The organism is Paenibacillus lentimorbus NRRL B-30488 (assembly GCF_000411595.1).
In the GTDB taxonomy this organism is placed as follows: Bacteria; Bacillota; Bacilli; order Bacillales; family Bacillaceae; genus Bacillus; species Bacillus velezensis.
The window spans coordinates 36,728-50,433 of record NZ_ANAT01000026.1; the positions used below are offsets into that span (position 1 = coordinate 36,728).

General features: G+C 49.6%; 10 protein-coding genes and 1 pseudogene. All 11 read right to left on the reverse strand.

Annotation, left to right across the window (positions count from 1 at the left end):
- Positions 1 to 31: 31 nt before the first annotated feature.
- Positions 32 to 1,829: pseudogene (gene cstA, locus D368_RS14295) on the reverse strand (carbon starvation protein CstA).
- 110 nt (positions 1,830 to 1,939) lie between these two features.
- Positions 1,940 to 3,439 carry an arabinosylfuranosidase ArfA gene (gene arfA, locus D368_RS14300; RefSeq protein ID WP_071391524.1) on the reverse strand — a complete coding sequence of 500 codons (1,500 nt, stop codon included), beginning with the start codon at positions 3,437 to 3,439 and terminating at the stop codon, positions 1,940 to 1,942.
- A gap of 18 nt (positions 3,440 to 3,457) precedes the next feature.
- On the reverse strand, positions 3,458 to 4,285 hold the full coding sequence (gene araQ, locus D368_RS14305; protein WP_007612991.1) for an arabinooligosaccharides ABC transporter permease AraQ: 828 nt from the start codon (positions 4,283 to 4,285) through the stop codon (positions 3,458 to 3,460).
- 18 nt (positions 4,286 to 4,303) lie between these two features.
- Positions 4,304 to 5,245 carry an arabinooligosaccharides ABC transporter permease AraP gene (gene araP, locus D368_RS14310; RefSeq protein WP_031379155.1) on the reverse strand — a complete coding sequence of 314 codons (942 nt, stop codon included), beginning with the start codon at positions 5,243 to 5,245 and terminating at the stop codon, positions 4,304 to 4,306.
- 41 nt (positions 5,246 to 5,286) lie between these two features.
- Positions 5,287 to 6,549: an arabinooligosaccharides ABC transporter substrate-binding protein AraN gene (araN, locus tag D368_RS14315; RefSeq protein WP_128574936.1), complete on the reverse strand. Its 1,263-nt coding sequence runs from the start codon at positions 6,547 to 6,549 to the stop codon at positions 5,287 to 5,289.
- Between the two features lie 63 nt (positions 6,550 to 6,612).
- Positions 6,613 to 7,797 carry a sn-glycerol-1-phosphate dehydrogenase gene (locus D368_RS14320; protein WP_128574920.1) on the reverse strand — a complete coding sequence of 395 codons (1,185 nt, stop codon included), beginning with the start codon at positions 7,795 to 7,797 and terminating at the stop codon, positions 6,613 to 6,615.
- A complete protein-coding gene (gene araL / locus D368_RS14325) occupies positions 7,794 to 8,600 on the reverse strand; it encodes a sugar-phosphatase AraL (RefSeq protein WP_486129269.1) in 807 nt (268 codons plus the stop codon). The genes D368_RS14320 and araL overlap by 4 nt, the downstream gene beginning before the upstream one ends.
- On the reverse strand, positions 8,578 to 9,267 hold the full coding sequence (gene araD, locus D368_RS14330; RefSeq protein WP_003152509.1) for an L-ribulose-5-phosphate 4-epimerase: 690 nt from the start codon (positions 9,265 to 9,267) through the stop codon (positions 8,578 to 8,580). The genes araL and araD overlap by 23 nt, the downstream gene beginning before the upstream one ends.
- On the reverse strand, positions 9,260 to 10,945 hold the full coding sequence (araB, locus tag D368_RS14335) for a ribulokinase (protein WP_128574922.1): 1,686 nt from the start codon (positions 10,943 to 10,945) through the stop codon (positions 9,260 to 9,262). Before araB ends, araD begins: the two co-directional genes overlap by 8 nt.
- Position 10,946: 1 nt before the next feature.
- Positions 10,947 to 12,440: an L-arabinose isomerase gene (gene araA, locus D368_RS14340; protein ID WP_128574923.1), complete on the reverse strand. Its 1,494-nt coding sequence runs from the start codon at positions 12,438 to 12,440 to the stop codon at positions 10,947 to 10,949.
- Positions 12,441 to 12,624: 184 nt separating this feature from the next.
- Positions 12,625 to 13,590, reverse strand: a complete 966-nt coding sequence (gene abnA / locus D368_RS14345) for an arabinan endo-1,5-alpha-L-arabinosidase AbnA (protein ID WP_128574924.1) — start codon at positions 13,588 to 13,590, stop codon at positions 12,625 to 12,627.
- Between the last annotated feature and the right edge of the window lie 116 nt (positions 13,591 to 13,706).

Genomic DNA, 13,706 nt, shown 5'->3' on the forward strand with positions numbered 1-13,706 from the left:
ATGATGCTGCAATGTTCGGACGGCCGCGGATTTATCCGGGTATTGAAGCTTCCAGTCTGGCACTCGGATCACGCCATACATTCGCCCATTTTTTCACAGCCGCAATGATAATCACAAGCCCGAGAATGAGCATGATAATGGATAAAACGCCATTCAGCACGTTGTATCCCGCCGCTTCGGGGTTCAAATACACATACCGCACCATCCAATAACCCGCATAGTTGACGGTCACGTACAAATAAGCGAGAGGAATCAGGCATGTCAGCATATAGCGCCGCTTATCCGCTATTTTCAATACGACGGTCGCACCGATGATTAAGCCGACAGATGCCATAAGCTGATTGGATACGCCGAACAGCGCCCAAATGGAACTGATGTCGCCCGAATACAGAAGATAGCCCCACAGCAGGCAGGCGAGCGCGCTTGAGAAAATCGAGCCCGGCAGCCAGTCTGTTTTTTTCAGCGGCTTATAGACCTCTCCGAAAAACTCTTGAATCAAGTACCGGGCGACACGGGTTCCCGCATCAATCGCCGTTAAAATAAACACCGCTTCAAACATAATGACGAATTGAAAAAAGTATGAAGCCAAATGACTGAAAAACGGAATCTCCGTAAAGATATATGTCATTCCGACGGCAAGCGTAACAGCGCCGCCCGTCCTTCCTTCCAGACTGAGCCCGATTTCTTTGCTCAATTCAGGCAGATGGACGACATTCATCCCGAGGGCGCGGAATATTTCAGGCGTGCTGTTAATAGCAAAATAGTCGGCGGGCTCAAGAGCGGCAGCTGCAATGAGCGCCATAATTCCGACGAGACATTCCACAAGCATCGCTCCGAAAGCAACCGGTTTTATATCACTCCATTTATCCAGCATTTTCGGCGTTGTGCCGGAACCGACAAATGCATGAAAGCCCGAAATGGCGCCGCAGGCAATCGTTATTGAAATAAACGGCCAGACAGGACCCGCGATCACCGGCCCTCCGCCTTGAATAAACTCCGTTACGGCCGGGAATTTAATGGCGGGATTGACGAAAAAGACGCCTGCGATCAAAGCGGCAAAAACCCCGATTTTCATAAAACTGCTTAAATAGTCACGCGGAGCCAGCAACAGCCAAACCGGAAGCGCCGCGGCGAAAAAACGCATAGACGGGAAGCGCCACTGCAAGCGTTTTCGCATCCAGTGTCAGCATGTCCCCGAGAGCCGTTGTCTGCAGCCGCGGCCCGATGACAACACCGGCCATTAACAAAAGAAACCCGACTGTTGATGCGAGTTTGAGATTGCCCGTTTTTTTATAGTAGAGGCCGACCCCCATCGCGATCGGAATCGTAATCCCCACCGCAAACGTTCCCCACGGGTTTTTCTCAAGCGCGTGCAGCACAACCATGGACAGCCCCGCCATCGTGATCGTAATGATAAACAGCATCGAAAGACCGGTGCAAAAGCCCGCCACCGGGCCGAGCTCTTCTTTGGCGACTTCAGAAAGCGTTTTCCCGTTTTTCCGCATTGATGCAAACAATACGACAATATCGTGCACGGCTCCCCCGATCACCGCCCCGATTAACAGCCATAAAAGCCCGGGCAGATAGCCGAACTGAGCTGCCAGAATCGGTCCCACAAGCGGGCCGGCAGCGGCGATTGCCGCGAAGTGGTGGCCGAATGATACCCACTTATTCGTCGGCACATAATCTTTCCCATCCTCAAGCACATGGGCCGGAGTCGGTGTCTGATCATTGATTTTTAATACTTTGACCATCATAAAGGTACCGTAAAGCCGATAGGCGATCGCCAAAATACATATAGACGCTATGACGATTGTAATCGCATTCATTTAATCCCAGCCCCTTTTCTCTTTTTCTAAATATTATCACAATTATCAGATAACAGGAGATGATTTTTGCGTAAAAAAAGCCGGCAGCGGCAGCCCGGCTTTTCGGAACATTATTTTCCTGATAAACGGATGACATTCCAGGACAGCGGAGTAAAATGTGATGTTATCCCTTCAGCGTTTGCCGAAGACGTTCCGTTGGAGTGAGGAATGACTTCTTTTCTGTTTTTTTGATTGGTCGCTTTCATATCCTGATGCTCCAGCACGATATGCTCAATGATGCGGTAATCTTCAAACCCTCTCAGTTTGATCTCCGTTTCCATCAGTTCCTTGCTTTTGTTGACGGCAAAAATGGTCAGTGCTTCATCCTCTTCATGGTAAACGGCCGCGGCATCAACATACGGCACATCCGTAAAGTCCGCCGAGTCGTATTTCGGGGAGGTGATCAGCAGCTTCATTGAAGCCCCTCTCCCGTAGACTGAGGCGTGCATGTAAGGGTAAAAGATCGGCTGCCTCCATGCTTCTCCGCCCTTTTCAGTCATGATAGGCGCAATCACGTTGACAAGCTGGGCGAGACAGGCGATCTTTAGTCTGTCCGCATGCTGCAGCATCGTAATCAGCAGTGAACCGATCAACAGCGCATCTTCAAAATTGTAGATGTCTTCGAGAATCGGCCGGGCCGTAATCCATGGCTCCACTTTTTTATCCGCTTCATTTGAGTGATACCACACATTCCATTCATCTAAAGAAAGGTGAATCGTTTTTTTGCTGCGTTTTTTCGCTTTCATATAATCACATACGGCTGTGACGGATTTAATAAAATGGTCTAAATCCATAGACTTCGCCAAATAGTTCTCAAGATCATTTTCATGGTTGCCGTAATACGTATGCAGTGAAATGTAATCCACATGCTCGTACGTATGCTCAAGCACCTCGGCCTCCCACTCGATGAAGGACGGCATGCCGCTGTTTGAGCTTCCGCAAGCCACCAATTCGATCGTCGGGTCCGTCCATTTCATCACCTTTGCTGTTTCAGCGGCGAGCCGTCCGTATTCATGCGCCGTTTTATGACCGATCTGCCAAGGGCCGTCCATCTCATTTCCTAAGCACCATGTTTTGATGCCGTAAGGTTTTTCATATCCGTGCGATTTTCGTAAGTCGCTCCAGTATGACCCTTCAGGATGGTTGCAGTATTCGACGAGGTTCCGGGCGGCATCGATCCCTCTCGTCCCGAGATTGACCGCCATATTCACTTCGGCGTTCACTTTTTTCGCCCACGTTAAAAATTCATTCGTCCCCACTTCGTTCGTTTCTGTCGTCTGCCATGCCAAATCAAGCCTCCGCGGGCGGTTCTTCACCGGCCCGACGCCGTCCTCCCAATTGTAGCCTGAGAGAAAATTCCCTCCCGGATAGCGGATGAACGGCACTTGCAATTCCTTGATTAACTCCTGCACGTCTGTTCTGAAACCGTCCTTGTCGGCTTTTGGGTGCCCGGGCTCATAAATGCCTTCATACACCGCCCGGCCCATATGTTCTATAAATGATCCGTACATCCGTTTGTCCACTTCACCGATGATATATTCTTTATCTGCTGTAATCCCCGCTTTTTTCATTACATTTCCTCCCTCTCTCTATCCCTTCACTCCGCCTACTGTGAGGCCGGAAATGAAGTATTTTTGGAAAAACAAGAATATGATGATCACCGGCAGTATCGCAAAAACGGACCCGGAAATCAGCATGTCATAGTTGTTGCCGTACGGACTCAGCAGCCCTGAAAGTCCGATTGGAAGCGTAAACATTTCTTTCGACCGAAGCACGATCAGCGGCCATAAAAAGTTATTCCAGCTGTTTAAAGATTGAAGAATGATCATTGCTCCGAATGCCGGTTTCATGAGCGGCGCCATAATTCTGAAAAAAATGCCGAATTCGGTGCAGCCGTCCATTCTCGCTGAATCAAGCAGATCCTTCGGCAGTCCGAGCGCATATTGCCGGAAAAAGAACACGGCGACAGGCGACACAATAAACGGCAGAATCACCCCCGTATAAGAATCGATCAAATGAAGACCCACCGTCAATTTGAACAACGGAAGCATCATCACTTCAAGAGGCACCATCATAATGATCAGCACAAGAACGAAAATAATATTTCTGCCTTTAAACTCGTAGACACCGAGTCCGTAGCCGATCAAAGAGGAAAAAAACAGCGTGAGAACCGTGGTGAGGACGCCGAGCAGCAGGCTGTTAAAAAACCATTTGAAATAAATGCTCCCCCCGTTGAACAAATAGGTGTAGTTATCAAGGCTCATCACATCCGGATCAAGACGCAGATTCAGCCCGATGCGCATCAGCTCAGATGACGGCTTTAAAGAACCGAGCAATAGACAGATCATCGGAAAGATATACAGCAGGCTCAGCATGATAAAAAACAAGGTAAACGCGACTCTGTACACGGAAAACATGTGATTGTTACGCAACGCTTATCCCTCCCCTTTAAACGAACCGGACAGTTTCAGTGAAACAAGGCTGACTAGTAAGATGACAAGCAAAAGCACAATTCCGATTGCGGCCCCGTACCCCATTTCGTTGTATGCAAGCCCCTGCTGATATAAATAACCGACAAGCGTGAGGCCGATATTGCCCGGGGAATTATTCTGCCAAAGCACATAGCTTTCCTCAAACATTCTGAAACCGCCGATAATACTGATCGTTAACACATAAACGGACACCGGCTTTAAAAATGGAAGGGTGATATGCCGGAACTTTTTCCACGTACTTGCCCCGTCAATTTCAGCCGCCTCATACAATTCTTTCGGCACGTTTTGCAATCCGGCCAGAAAGTAAAGAATGTTAATGCCCATCCACCTCCATGACGCAAGCAGCACCATTAAAAACATGCCGGTACCTTTGTTGTTGAGCCAGTTTTGGGGTGATGCGCCAAGCTTCATCATCAGCTCGTTTGCAAGCGACGTATTCATTTCTCCGAACATCAGCCGGAAAATAATCCCCGCTACGATCGTCGATGTTAAAGCCGGTACAAACAGAGCCGATTTAAACACATTTCTGAACCTGACGAGCTTCGAATTCAGAATCACCGCCAAAAGAAGCGGCACCGGAATCAGCACGATCAGCGTCCAGAAAGTATATTCCAATGTGTTAAATAATGCCGTATAAAAGGTTGGATTAAGAAGAGCGGTATAATTGGAAAACCCGACAAATGTCATTTCTCCCGGCAGTATCCGCTGAAAGCTCATGATAAACACGCTGATGATCGGATACAAAAAGAAAACGAGAAACGAAATGATAAATGGCGCCGTAAAAAGATAAGGCGCCGCTTTTTTTGAATACAGCACATTGCGCCGGCGCGGCTTCTTCCGGACTGCAGAAACGGTTTGCGCTGTCTCTGTCTTTACAGGTCTCATAAAAGCTCCCCCGCTTTCACTGTTAAATAGGGCGGCTTCTCCTATTTTTCCAATTGCTCTGCCGCCTCGTCCAAGGCTTCCTCAGGTGTTTTTTCCTGCGTCTTCAGCGCATCGAACAGCACCTGTCTGACAACGAGATCAGCCGCTTTAGAGAAGTCTTCATGCAGATAAATCGGATTGATCTCATCTTTTATTTCAAGAAGCGAGGAAAAAATTGACGTACCGTTCCGGAAGAAATCCGTGTACTTGTTTTTCTCCTTCAATTCTTTTGAATCCCACACGTCCCAGCGGAGCGGGTCAAAGCCGAGCACCGTCCACAGCTTTATGTTCCCTTCCTTTGAACCTTTCGCAAATCCGAGAAATTCTTTCGCGAGCTCCAGATGTTCAGCCTGCTTCGGCACGACGGTGGCTGTTCCGCCTAAACCCGCTGATCTGTCACCGCCTTCTTTCCAGGCCGGCATAGGGTAAATCGCCATTTTTCCTTTTAAATCAGGCATATAATCGATAAACCGTCCCATGTACCAAATGGGCATCAGCACGGAGGCTGCCCCGCCCTGATTCATAAAACCGTAGTATTCTTCGCTGTGATGGCCGCCGCCGGGAGCCGGCAGAAGGGTTTTATCATTTACCATGTCTTTTACATCATTCAGTGTATCTGTATTCGTCTTGCTGTTCAGAATCAATTTTCCGTTTTTGCTGTAGTAGCCTGACCCTTGCTGCGAAATCATGGATAGGAATGTGGCGGAGTCGTTTGTTTCAACCGTTCCCATCGGTTTCCCAGCGGCTTCACGCACTTTTTTCCCTGCCCGCCGGTAATCTTCCCATGTCTTAATGGAGGCGGGATCAACGCCCGCTTTTTTCATGATATCCATGTTGTAAAACATGACGGTCGTCCCCACATGTGTATCAAGGCCGTACAATTTTCCGTTTTTGCTGTATAAGGCCAGACGCGCTTCCACAAACTTATCGCGGTCTTTTTCAATCAGCGGCGTCAGATCGGCAAGCGGGATATCCTTCCCCTTCAGAAAGTTCGAGAACCGGCTTAATTCCACGTCGGCTATATCGGGAAGCCCCTCACCCGCGATCAGCGAAACCGATAAATTATCATGCATTTGTCCATAAGGATAAACAACGGTATTCAGCTTGATTTTGCGATCCGGATACTTCTGATTCCATTCTTTGACCATTTCCTGATAAAACTGTTCGTGCAGACCGTTAAACGTCCAAAACGTCAGCTCCGTTTCTCCCGGCCGGCCGGCAGTCCGTTCTTGTGAACAGCCGGCGGTAAACAAGAAGAGCATCATCAGCACCAAACATACAGCGGTTGTTTTTTCATGTCATTACCCCTTCCACTTTAGGCCGTGCGGCTATTGATGCAAATGATGTGCAAAGAGCGCTGCATTTTCATTTATGATGGTTAAACCGGTATAACGGTCTCGCAGTGTGTGCGCATGCTTAAGCGCATCGCTGACAAGGTCCTTTTTTACACCGATCTCATCGAAACAGGCGGGACCTCCCGCAGATGCGAGCCACCCGGCAATTGTTTTGCCGTCGGGAAGCCCTTCATATGCGGACTGAATCGCCTCGCGAAAGTGCGGCGGCAGTTCAGCAAGCTTTTCGTGACAAGCCAGTTCTTTGTAAATATCACTCAGCACCGCGCACGCACAGCCGACCTTCGCACCGTGGAGAATCGGAGGCTGTTTTGCCTTCAGCATTTCCATCTCAATCCAATGCGAGATGTGATGCTCTCCTCCTGAGGCGGGGCGGGAGTGGTCAAGCGCAAGCATGACAAGACCCGAAACGATCAGCGCTTCCATCAGAACCTGAATGCCGGCCTCCGTTCCCATGGCAATGTCAGCGCGGTGATCAATGCACTGCCAAAGCGCGTCTTTCACAAGCTTCGCCCCGGCTTCTGAGTACGGCTCACCCGCAAGACTGCGGGAAATCTCCCAATCTGCCAGCGATGTTATTTTGCCGAGCATGTCTCCGAAGCCCGCAGCTGTCATTGAACGGGGCGCATCTTTTAATACATTCGTATCGGCAAATAAGGCGATGGGCGCTTTCGTTTGGATCGTCGTTTTGATTCCATTTAATATGAGCGGCGCTCCCGCCGATGTAAAACCGTCGACTGACGGAGCGGTGGGGAATGAGATAAACGGCAAACCGCGCTGATAAGCGGCAAACCGCGTAATGTCGTGAATCGTTCCTGAACCAGCCGCAATGATGACATCCGTCTCTTCCGCGAGATTGATCAGCGTATAGACCAATGTCCTCTCATCAGCCGCGGCGGCCCCGGCTTCATGCTCCGGAATGATGACTTTTGATGCTTTGATTCCGCCTGCCCTTAATTCGTCCGCAAGCAGACGTCCCGCCGCCTCGTACGTGTTCCGGTCACAGACGAGGACCGGATGATTCCAGCATTTTTTTTGCAGAAATCTGAGAAGCTCTTCTTTTGCATTCGCCCCGATCACGATATCTTCTATTTGAATCGGTGAGCAGCTGGCCCCTTCCTTGTTAAACTCGGATTGAATGTCCTCAGGAGAACGTTTCATAAAAGGATTCCCTCCTTCGCTAATTCTGTCAGGTCTTTAATAGAATCAAGGACGATGTCAGGTTCATATAGACGGGGCTCCCCAAGTTTGGCCGACCCCGTCAGAACCAATATGCTTTTCATTCCGTACAGTCTGCCCATTGCGATATCAGATTCGAGGCTGTCTCCGATAATGGCGCATTCCTCAGGGGGAAGTCCGAGCGCTTCACATGCCGCCTCAGCCATCAGCCAAGACGGTTTGCCGATGACAAGCTCCGTTTTTGCTCCGGCGGATGCTTCAATGGCCCCGATCATTCCCGCGACGTCCATGGCATGGCCGCCTTCATTCGGAAAGGAGCGGTCCCGGTTCGTGGTGATGATGCGCGCGCCGGAGGAAGCCGCCTTAAAAGCGAGATTCAGATCCTCATAGGTGACGGTTTCATGCAGGGAGATGACAAGCCAGTCTGCCGCCTGCGGGTTTTGCGCCAGGGCGACACCCGCTAAAGCGAGTTCATCAGTCAGCCCTTTTTCCCCTAACACCCACGCCTTTGACAAAGGATAATGCTTCTTTAAAAATGATGCCGTCACACTGGAGGACAGCACGATGCTCCGTTCATCCGTGCGGATACCGGCACCCAGCAGTTTCTTTCGGCACATTGCTCTTGATAGATTGCCGCGGTTGCTTAAAAAGACAACGGCTTTGCCCAGTGACTGAAGGGTATGAACGGCTTCTTTTGCGCCGTCAATCAGCTCCCGCCCCCTGAATACGGTTCCGTCTAAATCAATCAGAAACCCGGCTGCGTCAAGTTTGGCCATAATAAGCATTCGCCCCGTGTTTTCTGTAAAAATGCTTATCATGCAGCACTCTGTCGATCGGACTGAGCTGTTTGTTCAGCATAAGCGAATGGTAGGCCATTTCCGCTACCGTTTCGAGCACAACGGCGTTATGCAGGGCATTCAGCGCGTCCGTTCCCCAGCAGAACGGGCCGTGGCTGTGGACGAGGACACCCGGGTTTTGTTCATATGGTTCGTTTTGAAAGGTTTCGGCTATAACTTTGCCTGTATGATATTCGTAATCTTTCACAATTTCTTCTTCATACATTTCCCTCGTGCAGGGTATAGCGCTTTCAAAGTAATCCGCGTGAGTCGTTCCGAGAGCGGGTATGTCTCTTCCGGACTGCGCCCAGCTCGTCGCCCAGCGGGAGTGCGTATGAACGATTCCGCCGATAGCCGGAAACGCTTTATACAGATAAAGATGGGTCGGCGTGTCAGAAGACGGTTTCAGCGAGCCTTCGAGAATGTCTCCGTCCTCATTCAGGACGACCAGTTTGTCAGCGGTCAGCTCACTGTAATCGACACCGCTCGGTTTAATGACGATTCTCCCGCTCTCTCTGTCAATGCCGCTGACATTCCCCCATGTAAACGTGACAAGGTTATGTTCCTCAAGCTTCAGATTGGCGGCGAGCACTTCTTCTTTTAACGCTTCAAGCATGGCGGCTCCCTCCTTTCGCAAAATCACGGTTTTTAATGGCTTTCAGGCGTTTCATGACATTGTTTTCTTTGCCGAAGTAGTGTACGAGCTCTTTATATTCAGCATATAAGCTGTCATAAATCTCAACTCTTTCCCGGTTCGGGGCATAAAAGCCGTCTTTTAATTTCCCCATATGCGCACATGCTTCAGCAATATTGGAGAAACCCCCGTTTTCCCGTCCCGCGGCGAGCGCTCCGAAAATCGCGGAGCCGAGTGCAGGCGCCTGCGGAGACCCGGATAATTGAATGTCCATATTTGTGACGTCTGCATAAATCTGCATGACAAACGGATTTTTTTCGGCGATTCCTCCGGCTGCGTAAAGCTCCTCGACCGGAACGCCGTTTTCCCGAAACGTTTCGATAATCATCCTCGTTCCGAACGCCGTCGCTTCAACCAATGCCCTGTAGATTTCTTCCGGCTTCGTGTGCAGCGTCATGCCGAGCATCATGCCCGTCAAATCGGCGTCCACCAAGGTTGACCGGTTTCCGTTCCACCAGTCAAGCGCGAGAAGGCCGCTTTCCCCCGGAACAAGTTCAGCTGCTTTTTTGCTGAGCAGCTCGTGGATGTCTATTTGTTTATCCTCAGCTTCCTTCTCATAGTCTCTCGGAACGCACGTTTTGACGAACCATTCAAAGTGGTCGCCGACACAGGACTGCCCCGCTTCATATCCCGCATATCCGGGCAAGATGCCGTTATTGACGACCCCGCACATACCGGGGACGATATGTTCTTCCTCGCCGAGCAGCACATGGCAGGTAGACGTTCCCATGATCATCAGCATTTTCCCCGGCTCTGTAATACCGACCGCGGGCACTGACACGTGAGCGTCGACATTGGCGACGGCAACGGCCGTCCCCGGCAGAAGCCCGGTCAGCTCCGCCATTTTTTCGGTCAAACCTCCTGCTTTTTCCCCGACTGAATAAATCGCGCCGCTTAATTTATCCTTTGTAATCGTTTTCATTAATGGGTTGAGCTTTTCGAAAAAATGATCCGGCGGATACCCCGTCTCCTCATTCCAGATTGCTTTGTAGCCGGCCGTGCAGTTGCTTCGCTTCAATGAACCGCACAATTGATAGACGATCCAGTCTGCCGCTTCCACAATCCGATCTGCCGCCTTGTATATATGCGGCGCTTCTTCCGCGATTTGCATGATTTTCGGGATCATCCATTCAGAAGAAATTTTACCGCCGTATCTTTTAAGGAATGTTTCTTTTGTGTCTTCGGCAATCGTGTTCAAACGGTCTGCATGTTTTTGAGCCGCATGATGCTTCCACAGCTTCACATAACTGTGGGGCTCCCGTTCAAATTCCGGCAGCATACAAAGCGGCTGCCCCGCGCCGTCTATCGGCAAAATCGTGCAGGCGGTAAAATCAATTCCTATGCCGATCACGTCTTTTGGATCAGCGCCCGCCTGCTCAAGCAGATTCGGAATCGCCGTTTCCAGAACTTCGATATAATCGGCAGGATGCTGAAGCGCCCAGTCCCGAGGGAGTTTTTCACCCGTCTTCGGCAGCGTGCGGTCGATGACGGCATGAGTGTATTCTTTTACCGCAGACGCGATTTCTTCGCCCGTGCGGACATTGACAAGCACCGCCCGGCCGGACAATGTGCCGAAATCAACACCAATCGTATACGCCATATCAATTCCCTCCCAGCCGGTATAATACGTCATTCCATTTCAGCTCTTTTTTCAGCTCATGTATTTCGGTATTGCGGGAAATAAAGATGCTTTCAATGCCTGCCATCTCAGCCCAGTCAAGCATCTGTTCAGCCGTAAGCCGGAAAGACATACAGGTATGGTGGGCGCCCCCCGCCAAAATCCATGCTTCCGCAGCTGTTTTCAGTGATGGCTCCGGCTTCCACAGCACCCGCGCCACAGGGAGATTCGGCATATCATGATCAATTTCCCTGCCTTCCGCTTCATTCAGAATGAGACGGAATCGCCCGCCGATATCAATGATGCTGGCGATGATGGCTGAACCGCCGATTCCGTTAAAGACCAGCCGGGCCGGATCTTCCTTCCCTCCGATTGAGAGAGGATGGACTTCGATTTTCGGCTGATCAAGAGCGATCGTCGGACATACTTCAAGCATATGTGATCCGAGAATCATCGCATGACCCGGTTCAAAATGGTACGTATAATCTTCCATGAAGGAGGTTTGTTCTCCGTCCGCCATTATTTTCATCATTCGCACAAGGGCAGCCGTTTTCCAATCGCCTTCGCCGGCAAATCCGTACCCTTTTTCCATGAGACGCTGAACGGCAAGACCCGGAAGCTGCTTCATTCCGTGCAAAACTTCAAAGGAGGTCGAAAACGCTGTATATTCGCCCCGTTCGAGAAAGGCCGTTAATCCGAGTTCAATTTTCGCCTGTTCTTTAATGGAAGCAACTTTTGCTTCATCCCGCTTCGTTTCGTCGCTGATGACATACAATTTGTCGTATTCCTCATAAAGCGCCTCAATTTCTGCGTCAGTGACGTTGTTCATCACCTCGGTAAGATCGCCGATTCCGTACCCGTCAACCTGCCAGCCGAATTGGATGTGGGCGCCGACTTTGTCTCCGTCAGTAACCGCCACATTCCGCATATTGTCGCCGAACCGGGCTACTTTAATATTCCTGCTTTCATTCCAAGCGGCAGCCGTGTTCATCCATTGCGAAATGTCATGTTTGACTTCCTCATCATCCCAATAGCCTGCGATGACTTTTCTCGTCTGCCCCATTCTTGACTGGATATATCCGTATTCCCGGTCTCCGTGAGCGGATTGGTTGCTGTTCATAAAGTCCATATCAATCGTTTCCCACGGGATGTCGCGGTGATATTGGGTATGCAGATGAAGCATCGGCTTTTGAAAAGCGGAAAGACCTTCAATCCACATTTTCGCAGGGGAAAATGTATGCATCCATGTCACGACCCCGGCACAGTTTTCTTGATACTGCGCTTCCCGCAAAACCTCTCTGATCGTTTCAGATGACGTGACAACCGGTTTATGCCTGATCTTGTATCTTGATGACACCCCGCTGAGACCATCACATATTCCCTTTGCGTGTTTATCGACAAGCTGCAGCGTTTCCTCTCCGTATAAGTGCTGGCTTCCCGTTACAAACCAAAATTCATATTCTTTGTTCTGAAGCACATTCATTTCCCCTTCCCATCAAAATAAAGCGCTTGCATTTTTAAATAAATATACGTACGAATATAAATAATAAAACTTTTATTCTTTTATTTGTACGAACAACTTCATTATAGTTAAGGAGGAATCAAACTGTCAATCTTTTATTGCAAGTAAAAAAGCCGGACACACATGCCCGGCTGATCAATTAATAGGAAGGCCAGCCTGAACTCCAATCGATATCATTGATGAGCATCTTCGGAATTCCGCTGTTTTCGGCATCATACGCATGACGCACTAAAATATTCCCGTTCACAATGTCCTGACCGCCCGGGCCTTTCCAGCGGTCATTGCCGGAATCAAGAATCGTCCCTCCGCCTTCAGACATGCTTTTCCCGCTTTTATCGAGATATGGGCCGGTGATGCTTTTGGATCTTCCATAAGCGATTTTGTACGTACTATTCACGCCTGAACAGCATTTATCAAACGACACCATTAAGTAATAGTAGCCGTTCTGGTAGGTGATGGCCGGCGCTTCCAAAGCTCCGCCGTTATTCGGCCTGGCAGCGATGGAATAAAGTGATCCCGTCGGTTTCATTGTATTTTTATCAAGCTTTGTCAGCTTAATGCCGCTCCAAAAAGAACCGAAGGCAAGCCAAGGGTTTCCGTCTTTATCAATTGTCAGCTCCGGATCAATTGCATTGTAGTTATTGGCGCTTGTCGAACGGATGACAAGCCCTTCGTCCTTCCAGTTTCCCGAACTGAGGCTTGTAGATGATGCAAGACCGATCGCGGAGGTATTTTTGCCGAATGAAGAAACGGCATAATACAGCCAATACTTTCCGTTAAAATATTGAACATCGGGGGCCCATTGATTCAGCCCGTAATTCGGCACATAATTGCCCCACCATGACAGCGGGGAAGTAAAGATTGATTTCTGAACGGTCCATACGCCGCCGCTGCCCGCCTTTAAGACGCGAAGCCCCCTCTCCCCTTCCAAACCGGTTCCGAAAGCGTACCACGTGTTTCCTTCCTTCGCGATTGTCGGATCATGAAGCAATTCATTTGATGCCCCCCAAAACGCGGCAGATGCCGGAGATGAAGACATCAGAAGCAGACCGGCTGTAACGGCTGCGCATGAAAAGCGGATCATGCGTCTGAATCTGTTTTTCATTTGTAAACCTCCCTTTTTAAAGCGCTTTCAAAAACATGTTGTCAGATTTTTCTATGTCTTCTCTTATTGTAGACGCACGGCTCATATTTGTACAGACAAAAAAAGAATCTGCTTAA